29 protein-coding genes are annotated in these 21046 nt (G+C 45.9%); 1 reads left to right on the forward strand and 28 read right to left on the reverse strand.

Annotated elements, in window-relative coordinates; genetic code table 11:
* Positions 1–232: 232 nt before the first annotated feature.
* The 7 genes from NSQ92_RS25995 to NSQ92_RS26025 all read right to left on the reverse strand — a co-directional run bounded on the left by NSQ92_RS25995 (position 233) and on the right by NSQ92_RS26025 (position 4813).
* Positions 233–412 (reverse strand): hypothetical protein, encoded by a 180-nt coding sequence (locus tag NSQ92_RS25995; protein WP_341153355.1) that lies wholly within the window; start codon positions 410–412, stop codon positions 233–235.
* Positions 413–772: 360 nt separating this feature from the next.
* Complete coding sequence (locus tag NSQ92_RS26000; RefSeq protein WP_341153356.1) at positions 773–1570, reverse strand: helix-turn-helix domain-containing protein; 798 nt, start codon at positions 1568–1570, stop codon at positions 773–775.
* Entirely contained in the window at positions 1563–1862 is a 300-nt protein-coding gene (locus NSQ92_RS26005; protein ID WP_341153357.1) for a hypothetical protein, read from the reverse strand. Before NSQ92_RS26005 ends, NSQ92_RS26000 begins: the two co-directional genes overlap by 8 nt.
* Before the next feature lie 279 nt (positions 1863–2141).
* A complete protein-coding gene (locus NSQ92_RS26010) occupies positions 2142–2531 on the reverse strand; it encodes a hypothetical protein (protein ID WP_341153358.1) in 390 nt (129 codons plus the stop codon).
* A complete protein-coding gene (locus NSQ92_RS26015; protein ID WP_341153359.1) occupies positions 2528–3775 on the reverse strand; it encodes an HsdM family class I SAM-dependent methyltransferase in 1248 nt (415 codons plus the stop codon). The genes NSQ92_RS26010 and NSQ92_RS26015 overlap by 4 nt, the downstream gene beginning before the upstream one ends.
* A complete protein-coding gene (locus NSQ92_RS26020; protein ID WP_341153360.1) occupies positions 3775–4080 on the reverse strand; it encodes a sigma factor-like helix-turn-helix DNA-binding protein in 306 nt (101 codons plus the stop codon). Before NSQ92_RS26020 ends, NSQ92_RS26015 begins: the two co-directional genes overlap by 1 nt.
* Before the next feature lie 91 nt (positions 4081–4171).
* Positions 4172–4813 (reverse strand): DNA cytosine methyltransferase, encoded by a 642-nt coding sequence (locus tag NSQ92_RS26025; protein WP_341153361.1) that lies wholly within the window; start codon positions 4811–4813, stop codon positions 4172–4174.
* A gap of 78 nt (positions 4814–4891) precedes the next feature.
* Between NSQ92_RS26025 and NSQ92_RS26030 the strand changes: the two genes are divergently transcribed.
* Positions 4892–5257, forward strand: coding sequence for a hypothetical protein (locus tag NSQ92_RS26030; protein ID WP_341153362.1), 366 nt, complete (start codon positions 4892–4894; stop codon positions 5255–5257).
* Here the strand turns inward: NSQ92_RS26030 and NSQ92_RS26035 are convergent.
* The 21 genes from NSQ92_RS26035 to NSQ92_RS26135 all read right to left on the reverse strand — a co-directional run bounded on the left by NSQ92_RS26035 (position 5243) and on the right by NSQ92_RS26135 (position 20643).
* Positions 5243–5800, reverse strand: a complete 558-nt coding sequence (locus tag NSQ92_RS26035; RefSeq protein WP_341153363.1) for a dephospho-CoA kinase — start codon at positions 5798–5800, stop codon at positions 5243–5245. The two genes, NSQ92_RS26030 and NSQ92_RS26035, sit on opposite strands and share 15 nt — an antisense overlap.
* Positions 5793–6272 carry a hypothetical protein gene (locus NSQ92_RS26040; protein WP_341153364.1) on the reverse strand — a complete coding sequence of 160 codons (480 nt, stop codon included), beginning with the start codon at positions 6270–6272 and terminating at the stop codon, positions 5793–5795. The genes NSQ92_RS26035 and NSQ92_RS26040 overlap by 8 nt, the downstream gene beginning before the upstream one ends.
* Before the next feature lies 1 nt (position 6273).
* Positions 6274–7065 (reverse strand): FAD-dependent thymidylate synthase, encoded by a 792-nt coding sequence (thyX, locus tag NSQ92_RS26045; RefSeq protein ID WP_341153365.1) that lies wholly within the window; start codon positions 7063–7065, stop codon positions 6274–6276.
* Positions 7066–7536, reverse strand: a complete 471-nt coding sequence (locus tag NSQ92_RS26050; protein WP_341153366.1) for an HAD family hydrolase — start codon at positions 7534–7536, stop codon at positions 7066–7068. It lies immediately after the preceding gene.
* 24 nt (positions 7537–7560) lie between these two features.
* Positions 7561–7848, reverse strand: coding sequence for a hypothetical protein (locus NSQ92_RS26055; protein ID WP_341153367.1), 288 nt, complete (start codon positions 7846–7848; stop codon positions 7561–7563).
* The gene (locus tag NSQ92_RS26060; RefSeq protein WP_341153368.1) at positions 7842–8495 is read right to left on the reverse strand and encodes a PhoH family protein; all 654 of its coding nucleotides are present in this window, start codon (positions 8493–8495) and stop codon (positions 7842–7844) included. Before NSQ92_RS26060 ends, NSQ92_RS26055 begins: the two co-directional genes overlap by 7 nt.
* Positions 8496–8654: 159 nt before the next feature.
* Positions 8655–9632, reverse strand: a complete 978-nt coding sequence (gene nrdF / locus NSQ92_RS26065; RefSeq protein ID WP_341153369.1) for a class 1b ribonucleoside-diphosphate reductase subunit beta — start codon at positions 9630–9632, stop codon at positions 8655–8657.
* A 19-nt stretch (positions 9633–9651) separates the two neighbouring features.
* A complete protein-coding gene (gene nrdE, locus NSQ92_RS26070; RefSeq protein WP_341153370.1) occupies positions 9652–11742 on the reverse strand; it encodes a class 1b ribonucleoside-diphosphate reductase subunit alpha in 2091 nt (696 codons plus the stop codon).
* Entirely contained in the window at positions 11717–12088 is a 372-nt protein-coding gene (nrdI, locus tag NSQ92_RS26075) for a class Ib ribonucleoside-diphosphate reductase assembly flavoprotein NrdI (RefSeq protein WP_061801053.1), read from the reverse strand. The genes nrdE and nrdI overlap by 26 nt, the downstream gene beginning before the upstream one ends.
* Positions 12089–12358: 270 nt before the next feature.
* Complete coding sequence (locus NSQ92_RS26080; protein ID WP_061801054.1) at positions 12359–12682, reverse strand: hypothetical protein; 324 nt, start codon at positions 12680–12682, stop codon at positions 12359–12361.
* A 5-nt stretch (positions 12683–12687) separates the two neighbouring features.
* Complete coding sequence (locus NSQ92_RS26085) at positions 12688–13191, reverse strand: crossover junction endodeoxyribonuclease RuvC (protein ID WP_341153371.1); 504 nt, start codon at positions 13189–13191, stop codon at positions 12688–12690.
* Positions 13184–13381 (reverse strand): hypothetical protein, encoded by a 198-nt coding sequence (locus NSQ92_RS26090; protein WP_341153372.1) that lies wholly within the window; start codon positions 13379–13381, stop codon positions 13184–13186. The genes NSQ92_RS26085 and NSQ92_RS26090 overlap by 8 nt, the downstream gene beginning before the upstream one ends.
* Positions 13381–14361, reverse strand: coding sequence for a hypothetical protein (locus NSQ92_RS26095; RefSeq protein ID WP_341153373.1), 981 nt, complete (start codon positions 14359–14361; stop codon positions 13381–13383). The genes NSQ92_RS26090 and NSQ92_RS26095 overlap by 1 nt, the downstream gene beginning before the upstream one ends.
* Entirely contained in the window at positions 14358–14654 is a 297-nt protein-coding gene (locus NSQ92_RS26100) for a hypothetical protein (RefSeq protein WP_341153374.1), read from the reverse strand. Before NSQ92_RS26100 ends, NSQ92_RS26095 begins: the two co-directional genes overlap by 4 nt.
* On the reverse strand, positions 14655–14867 hold the full coding sequence (locus NSQ92_RS26105) for a hypothetical protein (RefSeq protein WP_341153375.1): 213 nt from the start codon (positions 14865–14867) through the stop codon (positions 14655–14657).
* Positions 14864–15094: a hypothetical protein gene (locus NSQ92_RS26110; RefSeq protein ID WP_172864887.1), complete on the reverse strand. Its 231-nt coding sequence runs from the start codon at positions 15092–15094 to the stop codon at positions 14864–14866. Before NSQ92_RS26110 ends, NSQ92_RS26105 begins: the two co-directional genes overlap by 4 nt.
* Positions 15091–17913 (reverse strand): DNA polymerase, encoded by a 2823-nt coding sequence (locus NSQ92_RS26115; protein ID WP_341153376.1) that lies wholly within the window; start codon positions 17911–17913, stop codon positions 15091–15093. The genes NSQ92_RS26110 and NSQ92_RS26115 overlap by 4 nt, the downstream gene beginning before the upstream one ends.
* A gap of 184 nt (positions 17914–18097) precedes the next feature.
* A complete protein-coding gene (locus NSQ92_RS26120; protein ID WP_341153377.1) occupies positions 18098–18688 on the reverse strand; it encodes a hypothetical protein in 591 nt (196 codons plus the stop codon).
* A 253-nt stretch (positions 18689–18941) separates the two neighbouring features.
* Positions 18942–19343 (reverse strand): group I intron-associated PD-(D/E)XK endonuclease, encoded by a 402-nt coding sequence (locus NSQ92_RS26125; protein WP_341153378.1) that lies wholly within the window; start codon positions 19341–19343, stop codon positions 18942–18944.
* 1 nt (position 19344) lies between these two features.
* On the reverse strand, positions 19345–19836 hold the full coding sequence (locus tag NSQ92_RS26130; RefSeq protein ID WP_341153379.1) for an HNH endonuclease: 492 nt from the start codon (positions 19834–19836) through the stop codon (positions 19345–19347).
* Positions 19837–20643, reverse strand: coding sequence for a hypothetical protein (locus tag NSQ92_RS26135; RefSeq protein WP_341153380.1), 807 nt, complete (start codon positions 20641–20643; stop codon positions 19837–19839).
* Between the last annotated feature and the right edge of the window lie 403 nt (positions 20644–21046).

Consider the following 21046-nt stretch of genomic DNA (forward strand, 5'->3'; position numbering starts at 1 on the left):
GCATTAATGCGTTACAATCATCGTGTTACTCATTCGTTCAGTAAACGGTCGTTAAACGAACGCTTATACTTTGCAATACGTGAGCAACCCCGTGAGTTTGACAAGCGTCTCTCCTTCGACGACCGAAAGCTGGTTGTAGTTACGGTAGATAACCGCATAGCATACGTATTATTCCGAGTTCCTACTATTATATTGTATGCGTATATACGGGCGTAATATGGTGCGCTATTTCCTATCGATAACCTAGCATTATAATTGCGTATATAACTAACACATACGTCCATAATACCGCAAACTTAACTACGCCTAATAATTCGATGTTATTTCGACTATACATAAATGTTAACGCTAGAGTTATCGTAAGTCCGATCGTTAAATATATCGCTACTACCCATAATACAACGGTTAGCATATACGCACATCCTTTCCGTTTAATATAAATACAAAACCTTGCGCCCAACTTCGCACTTATGTGCTTGTTGAACGCGCCCTTTCTTTTATTGCATATATCCTTTTACGCATAATGTATTTTGCATATAATACCAGCGCCGTATGAGCGATAGCGAATTAAGGCGCAATGTTTCGGAACTAAAGATTAAGAAATAAATTTGCGCTTAACACACGCTAAATATCTATATATAGTATTTAATCGTTGTTATCACGCCACATATACTCTATATATTGTGTTTTACCACTACGAAAAAGTGTCCGCGAATTTACCGATAGACCCCCAAAAACGTCCGCGAATTTACCGATAGCTTGTATAGACAAGTTAGCGACCGCTAAATCCAAGGCGGAACATCTCACGCAATGTAGCGTCCGGTCGACCATTCTTGCGGTAGAAAATGAACGGATTCAACTTGTAATAACGCTCATTCCCTCGTCTGATTTCAGCGAATACATATTCGTCGCCGAGCTTCATTTTGCGCAAATAAGTATAAACCGTCTTTTCACTAACGCCAGTAAGTTGCGCTATTTCCTGCTTCGTTAATTGCGATATGTCAGCGACTTCCTTTTCGTAAGGATTAGCGCATATAGTGTTCGTTTCGAAATGAACGTATGGCAGCAATTTATAAACGAAGCCTAGCTTATTCGCATTACGTCCGGTGTACAATTCGCGCACCTTCGTAGTGAACGATTTGATAACGTTAGGGTTGTCGGTTGTGCCTTTGAAATGATACGCACTATTAACGCTGTATGAGCCGTCCTCATTTGCGTAAATAATTCCGTTAGTTGTCATGTCGCGAAAGAACTCGCTGAATGCCGTTTTCTTTAAGCCGACAACCGCTTGTATGTCCGCTTTACTCATCGCCGTCTTTTCGTGATTAGCGTTAACTAGCACGCCGTCATACGAAATAAAGCACTGCAAGTACAATAAATACCCGCAATTCTTATCGTCTATTTTGCCGATGACTTCGTGTATGTTCGTCATGTCCGTAAAGGTGAAATCGTGTTTGCGACCTTCTTGTGATTTAATTAAGCCGAGTGCCTGGCGCTGTTTAGACGCTTGGAATTCGACAAAGTCGCGAATCTCGCCCGTTTCTTTGTTCAGCGCTGCCCACTTACTCAATATCATCAACCACCTTACGCACTAAATCAAAATCACCATTTATATAATGTTCGATAGCAGAAATAGTTTCCTCAGTGCCGAGTTCTCCTCGGTTATGACCACAAATTGTGTCATACGCAAGGTCTGAGTGATCTAGTCCTAACGCCGAAAATAAGCTATCATTATCTATTAAGTCACTATCGGGGTAAGTAGCAAACATCACACATATAGAATCAGCTAATTTCTTATAGCTCCTCTCAGCCTGTAAGATGAGCCTTATTAAACTTTTTTCGGATTCTGTAAACTTTTTCATTCTTCTCCTCCTCTATTTTAATAACGAGAAGGCTGGTCGGAGCATACCCGACTCGTTCTTACGCCTTGCCAATAAAAAATAAAAGCCCGCTAACAATGTGCGGAATGGCTCCGAAAGGAATCCCGAAGCTGGATTTTAGCGCCATAACCGGCGTGATACCATCCGCCTAGTATCGATTAATCTACGATTTTAAGGCGATAATCGTGAACGCAATTAATTTTTCGCTAAAAGGGGCTTACCCACTTTATATACCGCGAAACTAAGCGAAAGTAAGACGAATCACCTTAAATAACTCGCCGACTTGGCGCTCTGCATCGTATTGTCAGCGTCTATAAATGTCGTCGCTCGCTTGCCGGTTATGTGTGCCGGTCCTATTTCGATTTCTTCGCGCCACCATTCGCGCTTTTTCCTGCGGTCATATTGGCGATCACTAAGGACCGGCTCGTCTTCGTGCGTCATTTTATGCTCGTTGGGATCCGTCACTTCCTCGTATAAACACAACGTCGCCAAACGGTCCAATGCGTTTACTGGCGGTCGTTTCCCATTCGCCGAAATATATCCATCCGTAAGCCTTTCGATTGCCTCAAATCGCTGCTCGCGCGGTAAGTTGCCCGCTTTTGTCTGCGCCCATAATGCGTCTATTTGCGCGTTTATCTGCTCGTTGTTCATGCTTCCGCCTCCCTTTCGTTGTCATTACCGGCTTTCCATTCCGCCACTATCTCGTCTTGCCAATCGAAATCATACGTACTTACTTCGCGCCCATTCCACTCGACTTCATCGCCTGCACCTAGCGTTAATTCATTCCAGCGATATGGTCCGTGGCTATAAACCGCAGCTGCTTCGCGGTGTCCATCGCATGTATCGTTACCGTTCGAGAAGAAAAACGATGTTACGTCTTTCAGTCCGTGCCAACTCGGTATATGCGGATATAAGTTTTCGCGCACTAAATTACCATCGGTCCAATCGTCGACTAACTCGTCAAGTTGCGTTAATCCATCGCCCCATTTGTCGGTTGATTTCCCTTTCGCATCCCAACCGATATCCGTTACTTTTGCAAAATAGGCAGGCGTTTGCCCTTCGTAAAATTTCGCATTGAATTCGGTAATATCGCCATAATCACTTCGGCGGAAGTTGCTGCCCCATTTCTTCGTTGCCGGCTCAATCATCCGCGCGTTCGGCGTTACTTTTCGCAAAATAATAATCTGCGTTTCAATCGTTGTACCTACGTGTTGGAAAGTTTCGCCTGGCAGAAATATCGTTGCAACTTGCCAGCATGTTTCGTACATATATTGGCGCAACTTTGCCGCATAGTTTGCGAATGAAATACCTTTCGGCAGCACAAACGCAATGTAACCGCCAGGCTTTGCGCATTTAATAGCGAGTTCGATAAACGCTACTTCCGATTTTCCTTTGCGAATTCCTTTGGTCGCCTTGCCTAATGACGGCCAATCTTCGCCAGTGTCAGGAAAGTCCACGCTCACACCATACGGAGGATTTCCGATAACTAAATCGTAATAGTTTCGGCGGTCATGGACCAGCGCATTTCCTTCGATTATTTCAGCGTTTGGGTAGAGCAACGACGTCACTTTTGCCGAAGTTTGGTCGAGCTCCAACGCTGTTATTTCTGCTTCTGTTGGTGCATGTTCGAGGAAAACGCCGGAACCAACTGACGGCTCTAAAACGCGTGCTTGTTTCGGTAGTCTCGGCGTTAATATATCCCATATAAATTTCGCAACGTGTGTCGGTGTAAAGAAGGCTCCGCCGCTGAATGCGTTCGGCAGCAAACCGCCAGCCGACGTATAGTTTTGACGCAAAAATTCGATATCATCAGCGGTTATATCTGCGCGATCCTTTGCGATTATTTCCATCGATTTTACATTGCCTTCCCAACGCTTACGGTCCGCTTTTCCCATTATTCCGCCTCCCTTTCGCCACTCAACGCATAACCCTCTCCGCGCCGACTCCACGCCTCATACACGCGAGCAATCTTCGTCAGCGCCACGTTTACCAACCGATTCACCGTTTGCTTACTTACGCCGAGCTGCTGCGCCGTGTCCACTTGCGACAAGTCCTGGCGAAACACCAGCGTCAGCGCCTGCCGTTGCCTAACCGTTAAGTCCGCGCGCTCGATTGCCGTGTCCAAGTCAGCGAGGATAACGCAAGCATCGTAATCGCCTGCATAACGCCTGCTGACCAGCGCATGGTAGTCGCCGAGCAAAATGCGAACACCGTCGGCATTGTCGAGCGCTGGGTACTTCGCTTCGAGTACGCGCTCTTTGCTATGCGTATCTATTTTTACGCTTCCGATATCAAACGCCTCCTTTTTCGCAAATAGTAACGATATGTTCGCATAATTCAGCCGGTATCTTACTACGTTCAACCGAGCCTTTTAGTCCTTGCGTTCCGGTCCGACTTCCCCTCGGTGCTGCTACGTGACAAGGTGCGCCGTTTTTGCAAACCGGTCTAAAGTTTGGCGATGGATGGTTCGTCCATAAATCCGTTGGTTTCATTCGTGTGTCTCCATATTGGCAATACGTAACGGTGTAGCGAGGTAGGTCCTGCATAAACCGCATTTTACGCATACCACCGCGCGGATTTTCGATGAACCAATACTTAGGACGCAATTCGTTTATTAGTCGCAGTACATTCTCGTTAACTTGATCACAAAACTTCGCGTAATCGCTCTTAGGCGCAAGATTACCGTCTTGTTCGCGCGTTCTGTGGTGTGAAATAGCCGCGATACTATATGATGTGCAATCCGGGCTGGCCCAAATGACGTCTGGCTGTCCAAATCGCTCCAGGATGTCCGCTGCTGTTATCGTACCGATGTCGGCGCGCCAATCGATGTCCGCGTGTTTTTCGTCCCATTCGACGCTATATACTTCGTGGCCTGCTGCTTCGAATGCTTTTCCGATGCTACGTGTTCCTGCGAATAATTCAAGTATTTTCATGCCCATTCCTCCCTGCGTTGTCATTTTCGTTCTAATTGCGTATAATGTTCGTATAAATCAATGATTGGACGTGTTATTATGCCGTTTGAACCGTTAAATTTCGGCGGTCGTGGTCAAGTCGCAATGACAATCGATGTGTCGATGCGTCTGCGTTTTTCCGCCAAAGCTGTTAAAGAATTAGCGTTAACTCAATTTACGCCTGTCGTCGTAAGTGTCGACGTTGAAAATAAGCGAATCGGTGTGGCGAAACAAGAACTTGCGAAGGTGCCTAACGCCTCGACTGTGCGCCCCGACAAACGCAATTACCTCGGCACGAAAGCCGGTAAGGACGTTTGCGATAAATTAGCGTTGACTAAGGCGGACTTACCTGCGACGTTTAAATACGTAGGAACTATTGATGAAGGGACCGTCTACTGGCATGCGTTTGAGTTAAACCGTGGATGAACGATTGCCTATTTCGCTCATCATTGCGTCTACTTTCGCGTACAACTCGTCGATAGTCCCATCGTTAACTATTTCGTAATCAACATCGAACGCTCCAACGTGCTGCTCGGTATCATGCGCCAAGTCCTTTGCGTCAAATTGGTCGCCAGCAGCTTTCGCCCGTGCCAAGCGTAGTTCGTCCGGCGCTGTTACCCTTACGATAATCCAGCCGTTTGCTCGCGCCCATTCATATTCGTTAGGCTGGCGCAAATCGGTAATCAGCACGCCGTCGGGCCGTTTCACGCGTTCGTAAAATCCTAGCATCCGCTCGGCATGGCGTATCCATATATCTTCGCCGAATTGTTCGCGGGCAAGCTGACCGAATTTCTGATAGCCGGCGCGCGGTTTCGGGTCGGTCGGCACCCACGGCAGCAATTCGTGGTAGAGTCGTTTGAGCGCGTCGCCGAACGCCAGCTTTTCGAAATAGTCATGCGTATGGTAAATGCGATTGGCCACTTCGTCCTTGCCGGCGCGTAGCTGACCGCAGATGGCAATTTTAATCATTGGCGCCAACTCCCAACGCTTTGATGATTTCGGCAACCTGTTTCGCAGTGAACTTTTCGCCCGACTGATTCGCTAAGTCGCGAAATAGTGCGTTGTATTGGCTGACGCGTTGTTCTAATTCGGTTACACGTCGGGCAAGGTTTCCGAGTAATTCGATTATTTGGTCGGGATTGTCTGCGCTTGCTGTTACGAATTCTTCTTCTTCGGAATCGATCGGTTCTATTACTACGAATTCACTATCGGCAATGAAACCGTCTCTGTTCCCACTTCCTGGCGCATGGTATTCAGCCGATTCGCTGTATACTCCGTTATCTGCAATTCCGCCCACTATTAAAATATCTCCGTTATTATACATATCGTAAGTTTCTACCGCAGCAACTATGAGAATCAAATCGTCTACTCTAACATTTCGTTCAACCTCAACGTATTGCTTTCCGTCAATTGTGTGTACCTTCGGTTGTTCCTTCGCCATATTACTTCGCCTCGCTTTCGAAGAATTGTGCCGTCCACGGTTCAACGGCTATTACTGCGTTCTTTAATTCCGTTGCTAAGTCCGCTATTTCTTTCTGCGCCCCATTGCCCGGCTTACGTTTCGAATAGAATTCGAGCAGTCCGCGAAGGTTAGCCGTCATTACTAGATTCGTAGCTGCTGCGTTAGGTAGGACTGCGCGTGCATCTTCTGCAGGAACACCGGCACTCCTTAAAGCATCATAATATTCTTGCGCAGATATCATCGCAGTTTCGAATATTTCTTCGGCACTATGGTCAGTTACTCTCGATTCAGCAACGTTATAAAATGGCGTTTCCTTTTCGTTCTTTTTAACAGTATCCGGAATTACGTAACTCATTCCGCCACTGCGATCGCCCGAGCCGAATCGAACATAGCGCTGTGACTGAACGCTAAAGGAGAAGCCGACACGATGACGAGTTAATTGCGCTAGTAATGCGCGACTTACGCCTTCAATTGCGAAGGTAAACGATAAATGCTCCAAGGTCGACGTGTGTCCGCTGCTAACAATCATGCGGAATAGTCGGTCGGCTTCCGTGCCGGCTTTACCGTCGGTTGCCTTTGCGCCAAAGTATTTCGCTCCTTCCTTCGCAACTATTTCGCTAGGTAGTCCCGGCGAGTAACACGTACGGATTGCGGTAAGTGCGACCGCTTGGCCATGCGTTGTTTTAAATTCTTCCGTTCGGTTATACGGATCTTCTATTTCGTAACGAAAGTCTTCGCTCAATTGCGTATGTGCTAATAATTTAACGTTCATTCATTCGCCCTCCACTTCGTTATCAAGATAAATCGTCGTTTCCGTATGATAGTCGGATAGTTTGCGAGATTCAGTGCGTAGTTCCTTTTTCGCCTGTCGTTCAATTTCCGCTTGCAGTAACGGTTCGGGACGAACGAACGTTGGCGGCTTTATGATTTTTCCTGTTTCGGGATCCGTATGCGGTTTTCCATCCGGCCATATCTTCGACATATTAGCTTCGTGAACAATTTCGAATAGCTTTTCGGGCTTTACACCGAGCTCAACCATCGTACCTATTGCGAGGTATATTAAATCGATCATTGCGTCAGCTTGGTCGACAACTTCGCTCGATTCCATAAACTCTGTCAATTCTTCCGACATATACGCGTATCTATCCTTTTGTCTTGAACGGTTCATAACGGTCGGCTTATCCGCTACCGGTTGCCCCATTTTCGATTGAAATTCGCGTACCATTTCGTATTGTTTATTCATTCGTTTGCCTCCTTTTATTGCGATTCATCGTACCGACTCCTTTCGGTCTAATCGCTCCATGATTGCGAGTATTTCCGCTGCGCCTTCCGGTTTGTTGCGTTTAACCCATAAGCGCAATTCGTTCCAACGTAGCGCATGCTTTTCTTCGCGGATACGGTCGGCATCGCGTTTCCAATAATCGGCAACCTCGCGAACTTTACTGTAGATGTCATGGCGCGATTTATCCGAAAGGTGGATCGATTCGTTCGTTTGAACGTGATAGACGATTAAGGACGCGGCGTGCTCGATGCGTTGGTCCTGCGCCCTTACCATGTTAAATCGTCTGCTTTCTGCGCTAATTTGCCGCGGAAGTTCTTCGTCAATTCGACCGTTTTGCAATACGGTTCGTCGGCGAAGTGATTAATATACGGTACAAATCCGCTTTTCTTCGGGTCGGGCAAATCGCATTGGCCATCATGACCGATCATAATAACGTTGCAGCTATCGTGTATACGCGTTAGCAATTTTTTTAATTCGCCGCGTGTGAAGTTTTGGCATTCGTCTATAATCACCGTATATTCTTCCATGTTCGTACCACGAGCGAATATATGCGATTTCGGATAGACCCAAACGTGCCCTGCTTTGAGCGCGTCCGGGTTATCTTCGCTATACATTACTTTCGAAGGGTTCTCGTTGATTTTCAGCAACGCATCGACTAACGGCTGGTAATATTCGTTTTCCTTTTCCGCTTGCTTACCAGGTCGGTAGCCCATCGCCTTTTCTTGCACCGGCGCGAATACGTATACTAAAGGCTTGCCGATTAACTTAGCGCATGCAACTGCTAGCGTTGTCTTGCCGGTACCACTTTTCGCATTAACTATCGTAAGTTGATTATCGAAAATTGAGTCGACGTAAATGCGTTGTTCGTCCGTTAATCTATTCGCAAATCCAAATAGCATATTATCTTTCGGCAATGGCATGATAAGATCGCTCCTTTTATCCGTTTATTTATAATAAGTGCGGTCGGTCGTTGTCGCGCAGTTTATAACCTGTTTGATTAATAATACCCGCGCCACTTTAATGTCGCGCAATGATTCGCTTATACTAGGTGATACAATTTACGGCGTTCCTTCGCACATCTATGCGTCAGCAAAATCGAAATCGTCATCCGATAAATGCTCGACCTTTGTCGCTTTGACATAGCCGTTTCCTTTTACGCTAAAGAAATCGTGATTCTTCGTGTCGGTTTTCAAGCCGTTTTCCACTATCGGATTGATTGGCTCGCTCTCAAACGCCGGCGCAACTCCGAGACACATGCACGCTTTATTTGCGTTGTATCGAATGAATCGGTTCACTTCGTCGACTAAACCGATGTCTGCGTAAAGGTCATGCGTATATTCCAATTCGTTGTTGTATAATTTCGTTAGCAATTCGGCGCGTTCTTGTTCCACTGCGTCTTGTACGTCCGGCTGTAACTGTGCGAATAATTCCTGCGCAAGCAAGCCGACATATACGCCGTGAATCGATTCATCGCGAATTATTAAGTTGATGATTTCGCCCGACGCCGTTAGCTTTCCTTGACCGGCAAGATACAACGGATAGAAGAACCCGGAATAAAACAGGAACGATTCGAGATAAACGGAAGCGACCATCGCCATATATAAATCGGACTTACTGACCGATGGCTGAAACAGGCGCATGTAGTAATCGCTGACGATCTTTCCTTTGCGTTGTAATTGCGGATGATTATGCACCCATTCGAACACCTCGTCGATTTCTGCGTCGGTTGCAAGCGTTGTGAATATCGTCGAGTAGGACTTCGCATGTATTTGCTCCATTGCGCCCATGAACGCTAATACTCCTTTGCGCTGTAACCCTTCGACGTGCATTGCGATTAACGGCATGCCTTCGCCGCCTTGTTCCGTGTCGAGCAACGTTAGCCCGCCGAGCACCTTTTTATACGTTTCTTTTTCCGCAGGCGTTAATTCCGCCCACGTATTCTTGTCGGCGCTAATGCTGATTTCTTCCGGCAGCCAAAACTGGCGTGTGTTCTGCGTATAAAACATTTGTGTATAGTCGTCTTCGTGTAAATTCCAATTCACCGCTAATTTAGTCAATCCGTTCCCTCCTTTTCGTTTAAACCGCGCATGACGTGCAATCCTCAATCGCAAGGTTTCTCGTTCGCGTGTAGTAAAGACCTTTCAAACCGATTTTGTCGGCGTAAATGTAATAGCGTGCAATATCTTTCGTCGACGCATCCGCATTAACGAATAGAATCGTCGAAATGCCTTGGTCGATATGCTCCTGCGCTGCTGCGAATAAGTCCATCACGCGGAATTGATTCATGTCGAACGCCGATTTATAAAACCACATATTCGATTCGTCCATAAACGGCATTGGATAATACGTTGTGCTATTTGCGTATGTGCGAGACTCAATTTGATTAACGATAGGCGCAATCGAAGCCGTGGCGTTTTGAATGTATCCGATTGATTGTGTCGGTGCGATCGCGAGTCTATATGCGTTATATAAGCCATGTTCTTTTACTTGCGTTGCTAATTGCGCCCAATCTTCGCGTGTTGGCACGTAGATACCCTCGAATAATGCTTGCGCTTTTTCCGTTTTCGGCGCGTAGTCATTGTGCGTATATTTTTCGAAGTAAGTCCCTTTCGCATATTCCGACTTAACGAAGTCTTTGAACGTTTCGCCTCGCTCTTTCGCAATCAACATCGATTTTTCCAGCGAGTAGTAATTCATCATCATGAAGAACGTTCGTACAAAGTCGCGTGCTTCGGCGGACTCGTAAGCGATTTTATTTTTCGCAAGGTAGCCGTGCAGGTTCATTGCGCCAAGACCAACCGCGTGCAATTCTTCGTTCGCCTTTTTGACCGACGGCGCGTTCTGTACTCGCGAAATGTCCGAAACGGTCGTCAGCGCTTCGATGCCTACGTGAACGGAATCGCGGAAAGTGTTGCCGGGCTTCATTACGTTTGGAATATTCAGCGAGCCGAGATTGCAGTTGATATCGCGACGAATAACGTCATCGACGCCATAATCGTTTATTTCCGACGTTTCCTGTAGCTGGTATATTTCGGTGCAAAGGTTACTCATTTTAATCTGACCGATGTCTTTCAACGCATGCGCTTCGTTCGCATTCGATTTATTCATAAAATACGGATAGCCCGATTCGAGTTGTATTTGCGCAATCTTGACGAGTAGTTCGCGCGCAGTCATTAATACGCGTTTCTTTACGTTCGGATTGGCGACTAACTCTTCGTACATATCGTCCATTCGCATATCGTCCATGTGTACGCCGTATTCTTTATACACGCTGTATGGAGCGAATACGTATAAGTCTTTGTCGGCGCGTGCTAATTCGAATAATTTATGCTCGACAATTAACCCGATCGATAACGTTTGAATGCGCGACTTTTCATCGGCGTTAATTTTCTTCGTATCGAGGAATTCGCTAACGTCCCAATGGAAAACGTTAAGGTAAACTGCGCCTGCCCCTTTTCGCTGCCCTAATTGATTCGCATAGGAAAACGTATCTTCGAGCAGTTTCATGACCGGCACTACGCCCGACGCAGCATTATCGATGCCTTTTATCTGTTCGTTACGTGCGCGTAATTTCGATAGGTTAAGCGCCACGCCTCCACCTATTTTCGAAAGCTGGCCAGCGGTATTAATATTATGGAATATCGAATTAAGCGAATCGTCCATTTCGAGCAGGAAGCACGAAACCATTTCGCCTCGTCGACTGCGCCCTGCGTTTAAGAACGTTGGCGTTGCCGGCTGGTATCGTTGTTCCATCATTGCGGTAATAAGGTCGATTGCGATTCCGTAATCACCTTGCGCCAAATACAACGCAACAATAACGACATGTTCTGCGTAATTTTCTAAGTACTGCGTCTTATCGTTCGTTTTAAGCGCGTAGTCTTTATAAAACTTCGACGCTGCCATATACGATTTGAATTCAAAGTTATACCTATCCGCTAAGGCTTGCGCTTCCAATAACACGAGGTCTTCATATTGCGCAAATACATCGTAGTAAAAATCGTTATCTACTAAATATCGTAATCGAGCGATTGGGTCCGCAAACTTCACCGTGCGTTCTTCTACTTCGCGCATGAATTCCGCCACTGCCTCGCGATCCTTTTCCAGCCGGTAAAATCCGTTTTCCTTGCGTTGTGTTATTTCGTTATTTAACTCGATATGTCTCGTCAATACATCGCACCCTTTCCGTAAAATATTTCGTATCCTCTTCCGTGCCCGACAATTCGAATTTAAGTATGATTGGCACGTTATATTGTTCGCTGATTAAATCGGATGCCCTCGCAAAGTTGGCGCCCCAGTTACGATTTCCGCTGCTCGCAACCGCAATTAAATGGCGGTGGTTATTGCGTAGGAAGGCGGATACTGGCGCAGGCACTTCGCCGAATCCGAGCGTATTCGTAACGAGGACGAACGGCTCGGCTGCGATAGTGCTTGCGGTGAGTAGTTCCGCGTCAAGTTGGCAGTTTGCGAGAAACCGACGAATGTTGCCGGCGATAGAATAGTAGTATATTTTCATTGCGACTGCCTCAATTCTGCGATTGCCCTTTCGACGGTGGCTCGGCGAGCGATTAAGTCCGCCCTTTTTTCGTCGACGCGTTTAATGCGGTAGTTTATGTCTGCTAGTTCGCGTAGGTTAGCTTCGAGTAACTGTTTGTTTAGGTTCATTCGCCTTTCTCCTCGATTTCCTTTTTCGCAACATATTTACCGAGATAGAACGCGGTGAAAATTGCCGCCATGTATATAACCACCGACAAAATATTTTCCCACAGGAACATACGAATCACTCCTATCGCAATTTACTTTCGTCGTAACTATCGAATACTATCTTAGCTGGACAACTCTGCATTTTTCCGTCCTTGAAATATTTAACCCATAAATCGCCGGACTCTTCGCCTTCACCTCTCAGCGTGAACAATACTCCCGGAAATTCCTTCGAAACTTCTTTCATATCCGTTTCATGATCGTACCACTTATAGCCATCCCAAGAGTTTCCATCCGCGTCGAAAAGACAATCAAACGTTTCACTATACGAGTTAATTTCCTTTTTGAGTAATTCTTCCATTACTTCCGGAACGTCTGTTTCTAATTCGAATCGTGTATAATAGCCCATTCCGCTCACTCCTTCGTTATTATTTTCGCATTTATCAAATACGCCAATCCAATCGCAACAGCATCGCTTTCATCGTCGCAAGCAAATTCGCCAGCGTAACCGGTCCATTCTCGCACCGCAGCAGCTACTTCGTCTTTCTCCGCCTTGCCGACGCCGACTACCGCTTTCTTAACGGCTGACTGCGAAATGGCTGGCGTTGTAAAGTTTAATCCGAATTTGTTCAGCGCTTGGTCGATCGCTCCCCATGCGGAGTAAACAGGATGCGCCTGCTTGCTCGTTCGGCCTACAAAATCTTCTCTGACGATTACGTCGAATTTAGCGCCATGCTTATGAATGAAGCTGACCGCCCACGCCTCGACTATTTCAGCGCGAAGGCCGTGCGGCTGGCTCGACGTTGTTTTAACGTGGCTGACCGCTAGGACTTTCGCTTTGCCGTTTTTTACTTCGAGTAAGGCGACTCCGGGCGATGACATCGATGTGTCGAACGATAATACACGCAAATCACTCACCTTCTCGCTCTCTACCGATAACAATTGCGGAAAATAAAGCTATTCCATTCGGTTGCATAGTTGTTGAGTATTGTATTTCAGCATAGTGATTGCCTACCCTAGGTATAATCTCTTGCATTGCTTTGTAAAAACTTTCTGCTCCCTCTTGTGAAATGTGTGCAAAATACTTTATCTCTCCTTTGAACGTCATCAAACCGCCTCCCCTTTCACTCGCGTTTCTTTTATAAATTCGTAAGCGTCGTAGTATCCTTCTTTCTTAAATTGCGGAAGTCCCGATCGCATCACGTTTCGCACTTGCGTTTTTACTTGCGCAACTTCTTCGTTCGTAAGCGATAAAGCACACGCCGTCTTGAAATTATTGAATGTCCAGCGCGATAAATCCAACGGCGGCGGCGTATCGTTATTAATTGCCGCTGTTATTTCCGCAAAGTTGTCGAGCAGCTCCGTTCTTTCTGCGTCAGTAATTTCGAATCCAAACGCACGAATGTCCGGCGTCGCTTCGTATTCTTCGTCGCTAATCACCCAGTTTTTCTTCGCTGCGTTAACGTATAGGATAATGTAGTAATCGACGTCATACATTAGCGAGTAAGCAACGCATTGCTTTCGGTGTCCTTCTTCCGCTTCTTTCATCGAATATAGCGACGTTTTGCTCGGCGTTGTTTGCTTCGATTTGATTTCGAGTCCTACGCGGATTATCTCGCCGTCAGCGTTAACGTATTGCATTATGCCGTCACACGTGCCGTATAAATAAAAGCGCTGGCCGTTGTGTGTGATTTCGTGGTTCTTTTTCGCAAAGTCTTCGAATACTGGCGTGCCGTCGGCATTGCGTTCGAATCGGAAAGGACAGTCGGGCAAGTTACGTTCCATTGCGAGTACCGTGCGCTGAATGATGTCGCCGATTGCCGTTCCGATTTCTTGCCAGCGTCCCTGATACGGCGGTTTAGGGAAAGCGTCCTTTTTCGCCCGTTTCGCTTTCATGTACAGTTCGCGCGGGCAGGCTTTCGAACTACTCGGCGAAAAGTAGGGACGCTTAGGCCAAACAGTCGGTGGATTCGAATACCAGCGATGGATCATCGTGTCCAGTTCGTTATCATATTGCTCCGGTAAGGAATACCATCGGTCGAGTTGATTCGTGAATTCTTTCGCGATTACTTCGATGTTAACTGTCAAACGACCACCCACTTCGTAACTGTGACTTCGCGTTTTTCTACTTCGGTAAGCTCGCCGTCGTTGTAATCCTTTTCGAATGAATAATCTTCGTAACCATATCGAACCCAAAATAAATCAATTCGGAAATACTTGCCGTCAGATTCTCGCTGGTAAATGTGAGAAACGTATCTTCCGTTATCGTCCATATCCTCTGGCAATTCCTTAACGTGTTTGTAATCTTCTCCGCTTAATTCGAAATCATATCCGTCTCTAACAAGATCGCTTAATGTTTCGAAATCAACTTTTAATTTCATCTATTCGTCCTCCCCTTCGTCTTCTACTATTCGCCATGTATGAAACGGCTGTTCTTCCGCTTTCACTGTAATGCCTTCCGTCAGCACGAACCGCGCTACGAAAAGCAGCAACGTAATGACTGCCGATTGCACGATCGTCGGCTCGTACGGAAAGCCCATCGGCACGATAAAATATACGATAAGCATGACGGTCATAAATCCGATTACTTTCATGCGTTCGCCTCCGCTAGCATTCGTTTAATTACCGTCAACACACGATATGATCCTCGAAGGTAACCTTCGTCTTCTCCCATCGAATATGCATCATCGAAGTTACCCCCGGACCAATCCATCGGATCGAAACCTTTCGCATGTCGTTCGTTAATCTCGTCAATTTCTTCCGCTAATACATCTAACTCCTTATTAATGTACGACTCTATTTTCGCTAATTTTTCACTCATTCCGATTCCTCCTTCGGTTTACATTTTTCGAAATCCCATTCGTTCTGTGAGTATTCTGCCATCCATTCCGTTTCGATTACCGTATCGCAATCCAACGGCAATACTAAGTGGAATGTATTCGTCATAATATCATCGAATAGCTTCGGCGCATCCGGCGTTAATTGTCCGTTTGGTATCGCCGCTTTAAGTTCATCGTGCAGTGTTAGCGAAAATTCCCATCCGCGACCTAGCACGCATTGGTAATAAACGCGAATCATGCAAAGTTGCAATATGTTGGCGCCTGATCCTTGAATCGTATGGTTAAACGCTGCACGCTCACAACCGCCAGTGAAACTCATTAATTGCCAAAATTCCGATCGATCTGACCATGGTAATTTATTCGTTTTCTTTGCGAGTTGAGGGTCATTTTTTCCGTTAATACCGCATTTACGCATTAATTGGCACAACCGATTATATTTTTCGATGTAACCAGGGAATCGGCGTTTTTGTTTGAATATCGTTGCCGTCCAACCGTGTTTGCGTAAATGTGCGAACGTTGCTTCGACCATTCCTTTATATCCTGGCAATATCTCGTCGAATTTGTTGTACGCGACGTGTGCTTGCTCTTCGCTAATTCCGAAAGGTATAACGCCCTTATAGAACATATCGAACGCTTGCCCGTAACCAATCGCAAGAAACATTTGCTTCATCGCTTTTCTGTACGCTGGAACTTCGTTCGCTGTCCCTTTCACCGATTTATAATACTTTTCGGTACATACTTCTTGCGGAACCTCGAATAATATTGCGGCAAATTCAACGTAAGGATCTAATCCTTTGCGATACATTTCTGCGAATATTTCATCGCCAAACTCGGTCGCCATTCTATGCGCTTGTATTCTCGGCTCAATCGATGATAAATCGGAACCGATAAACGTGTGATTCTCCGGCGGCTTAAACGCCATCCGAACGCGCTGACCTCGTTCTGTTCGCGACGGGATGTTTTGAATATTACGCCCTTTTTCCGTTTTCTTTTCTGCGTCAACTAGCAAACGCATTTGATCGAGATAATTTTCGTCGGTGATTACTCGTGCGAATATTTCGTTTGATTTTCCTTTGTATCCTCTCGAACTATAACGTCCGGTTGAAACGGTCTGTAGTTGCGTATGCAATCTTCCGTCAACATCAAGAACGTGCGGAATTCGCTTAATAAATGTTCCTAATAGCGTCGATAACTCCGAGTATGTTGCTAACGGTTTAAGCGAAGGTTCCTCGCGGAAGTACATTGCGAGAACATCTTTATTCGTTAAACGCTCTCTCTTCTTATCGAATAGCTTCGTTTTGTCCTCGATTTTCAACACGTCGTATATTAGGTATTGTAAGTGCGCATCGGAATCGAGATTGAACTCGGTAATATAATCCGGCGCATTTTGCGGTATTGCTGCCGGTAATGGTTGCGATTTATACTTCGCGATACGTTCTTTTAATTGCGCATATTTCTTAGTCGTTGGGTTTGCCGTTTTCAACTCGGCTTCACAACGCGCTAGCATGTCGTTTTGCTTGGCGATTTGTCGCTCACGGCTGGAAATCCATTCGCGAATCTTGTCGCCTTTTAAATGCATTGACATTTCGTATAGGAACTTGTCGTCGATGTTGTATGCGGAATAAATATCGTTAATCGCTTGTTCAAGCAACGGTTCATATTCGCGCTCTAATTCGTTTAGTTCTTGCGTATCAATAACGAATCCTGTACGTTCGATTGTCGTATTTATTTCGTATAGATACTGGCGAATTTCAAAGTACGGATAATACAAATCGTCGGTTTTTAGCATCATATCGATTTGCCATTTCGTATAAAGCCAACCTTTCTCAACGTCCTTGATCGCATATATGCCGACTACTAATGGCGGATAAACCATCGGCGATCCATTGCCGAATAAATCTTCGAATGTATAATCGTCGAGGTGTTCCGCGCCGATGAATTTTTTGTACTTCGTCACTAACGGCTTCAAACCGAAAGATTCTTCGTGCTCATTCATTAATTGCGCTGCGTCCATCGAGTCATATCGAAATCCTTTAGGAGCTAACCCGTCGTTCAGAAACATTGCGTAGTCAAACGGCGTATTATGAAATGCTTTGATATGCTTTGCGTCTTCGATAAACACTCGGATAATTTCGAGCGCTTTTGATCGCGTACATTGTGCGTCGTCTGTTAAATGTCCGTATGCAACGTAATAACCTTCGTTTAATTTCGGCAACCAAAACGAGTAACCGCCGGATAGGTCGATTCTCGTATCCGTGCCGCTTGTTTCCGTATCCCATTCGGTAAATGATTGAACTAACGGAATCTCAATGCCTTCTTGTATTAGTCGTTTGCGAATATGCGTATTATTGAATAAGTCGAATGCTTTGCGGAACCACACGTCATTCTTCTGCGCTTCTACTTCGGCGTGTAATCGAGCCAACATTGCCGGCAAGTCATCGTCATTTGTAATAACGAAGTAATTGTCCGGCTTAGTTGCAACAGTGTCGCGAAGCCGTTTTTGCCGTAACGACTCCGCTTCAACCGCATGTGCTCGTTTGCCCATTTCGAGTATTTCTTTTTTCGTCCATTTTCCGTCTGATAACCTGCCTATCGTACCCGATTCGGAAAAGTAGTTTCGTTTAGCAGCTTCGAAGTATATGCGTTCTTTTGGCGATAGGTTGCCAGCCCCAATTCGCTCGAACGCTTCTGCTGCTGTCTCCGTCGCGGCTTTCTTTCGCTGTGCCGCCGCTTGTATTCTTTCGTTCGCTTGCTGCGCTTCAACTTCGCTAGGTTGCGCCACGTTTAGCCGTAATCTCAATCGCCAATCACCTCCGTTGTTAATTCGCCTTCGCCGCGTTGCTGCTCAACGTAGCAATTGTCGTCGCAATAGTACCGCCCCGTGTTAACGCATTTTACGTATTCGATACTTGCGTATAGGTCGCCGTGGCAACATGCACATTTTCCTGCGATGTGTGGTTCAGGCGGATTTAGATGCGATTCATTCATCGGTCAAAACGGCTTTCTACAGGAGTGATTAGTTCGCAATTGTTAGCAAAAGTCTGACCGTTAACTTTAACATGCGGATTTCCGCTGCCGAGATTTATCGGTACGGCGTCGAACATAACTTCACCGATAGCTCCTTCTTCATGACCGTTACTTACGCCGCCTTCAATTCGAACAACGCGGACAATGTCGCCCTCTTTAAATTCGTTCGGCTTGCGTCCGATTGTCGCCCAACGCTCCGCCTCTTTTGCTTTCGCCTTTGCTTCGGCTACTTCTTCCTCGGTTGCTTTCGTCGCAAAACTTCGATCGATAAATCCGTATGTTTGACCGTCACATCTCGACTTTCCTGTTACGTTAACAAATTCAACGCGGAAATCATATAAGTTACTTTCCTTCGAAATAATTTTAACGATATCACCGACTTTATACTCGTAAATATCTTCCGTAATTTTCGCATAGTCACAGACACTAAGTGCGATACTTTCGTCCTCCGCACCTACCTTTTCGTATAAATCCCAGTTTTCGTAATCTGCTGCGTATGTTCTGTAACCTTCATCATCTATAAATCGAGGATCTCCGTCATAATCCACAGAAACAACTTCGTAAAATTTTCCAACGGTAATATCATCATCATCGTTGTCCGAATTATACTTAACAAAATCCCCAACGTGTGGCTCACGGTCGGTCACTTTGCGATACTCACCGTCGCCCACTTCGTTCCCCTTCTGAACGTTTCCTAACGCAGCCTGTAGCGCCACAATTTCCTCGACTGTCCCTTCGAATACGCTTCCGTCTGCCATCGTAATTTTCGCCATGTTCTTCCTCCTTATAGTCGGTCGCCCATTACTGCGCCGCCTCCGCTATTTTTAAATTTTCGATTCCCGTCTTTAAATGCGTCCATTTGGTCGCTAAGTCTTTCGCAGCCACCCAATACTCCGAAATGCCGCGGTTGTCGAACAGGTACACGTCGCCGTTCAGCACCGCAATGAACATGTCGCAATCGTTAGCGTCGTAAGGCTTGCCGTTGTTCTTGCGTGCGTTACATACGATTTCGCCGTTTCGGTCGTCGCGAACTCTTGCGCTCTTAATTTGAATCGTGGTCCATTCCGCTGATCCAGGCGCACGGGCTACGATGTCGAACGGTTCAGGCGCCACCGGTTCACATACTTCCCATCCATTTGCCAATAAAGCAGTTATCGCGATAAGTTCGGAGTGACGTCCTTTCGTTATTGTGATATGGCTCATATTATTCACCCTCTTCAATTCTATTTAGCCACGCAAATTCACCGTATATGTCAGCTGCCCAAAAGTTATACATTCTCGCTGCATCTTCTTTGCTACTAAACCTCCCTAGATTTACTCGCTTTCCCTTATAGGTTACTTGAGCCTTCCATTTCCCTGACTCTTTGCAATAGGATACACCCTTATATCCGGAAGTATTTAATACAGATGGTTTTGCGTTTCTGTTATTCTGAGCCTTTGTCGCCAATCTTAAGTTTGTTTTTCTATTATCTAAAATATCTCCATTAATATGATCTACACATATATCGTCAGGCGCATTCAATAGAAAACGGTGCAAGGCCAACGTGGTACTCTTTTTCGCCTTCTTATCGATCCATACCGTTCTACGAATATATCCGTTTTTATCACATTTCCATGAATGCTTAGATACTTTTTCATAGTCTTCTGAATCGATAATAAATTTAACACCACTAGAAGTTTCCACTATTGTATACATTTAAAATGCTTTCGTTGGATCTTCCGCGCCTTCATTTTCGCTTGCCTGCGCGCCTGCACCAACCGTTAAGCCGATCAGCGAAATATCAAAGCCCGCTGCGACTAAGTTTTCCGTTTGTGTCTTTTCGTCCGCTTCGAACAGTAAGCCTTCGAATAACTTAACGTTAAATTCCTTACCGACGAACTTTTCGAAGTTAGCGCGTTCTTTGTCCGTCAAGTCGTCGTCCATATCAAGCACCGGCGTAATCGTGATTTTCGTATCCTGCCTTGCGCCTGTCTTTTCGATTTCGAACGCAACTTTATCGCGCTTGGCGTCGAATTTCACTAGCGCAGCCTTGATGATTTCTTCGAATTGCTTCTTCGTAAAGTCCAACACGATTTCCTTGCCGACTTCTAAATCGATGAAGCCAACGGCGTATCGGCGCTTTCCGCTGTACTTAAATCCTTCGGTGCTTAACGCTTTGTATTCCGCGCTTTCCTTGATCGCTTTTACTTCCGCTTCGTCCGTTACGTCTTTAACCATTTCGTAAGCCTTATCGTAGTAATACTTTGACGCTAAGTCCCACGGCGTATGATTCGCTTCGACGAAGCCTTTTTCGTTGCGGTCTGACGGATTCTTTGCAATAAACGTATTCACTTTTTTAAATACGCCATATCCGTAGTAGCGCATTACGTTTTGCAAACCGGTTAGTTTTACTTTCAGCGATGTACCGCTCGGTAGTTTTGCGAATTCACCGCCGCCAGTTGAACCGCCTCCGCTTGCGTTTGTTTCTTCGATTGCGTCCATTCCGAATTTGAATTGACTCATTAAATCGCTCCCTTTCGTGCCTTTCGGCGTTTATTATTTTCGATTAGCAACGCGTTTTACTAAATGCTTTTGACCGTTGTTCATTTCGCTTGAATCTGAAACGATAGTCACCTTTGAAATTAAGTCGATAAATTTAAACACATTAACGCCTCCTACCTCGTTATTCGAACGCCGGCTTATTCCCGCGCCCGCTGAACCGCCAAATTCTACGTAGTAACCTTCGCAATCAGCCCTGCAGTTCTCGGTCGCGGGGAAAATTGCGCGGGTAATTTGACGGTTTAGCCGACGCGGAGTCGACCTCATATATCCACCGCAGACAGTTGCCTAGACCAATCTCCGGAACATATACGATAGTAAAAACCGGTCGTCCAAACCCTTCGCTCGGACCGGTGATTGCCAACGT

Origin of the sequence: Niallia sp. FSL M8-0099 (assembly GCF_038006945.1) — a bacterium.
GTDB lineage: Bacteria > Bacillota > Bacilli > Bacillales > Cytobacillaceae > Niallia > Niallia circulans.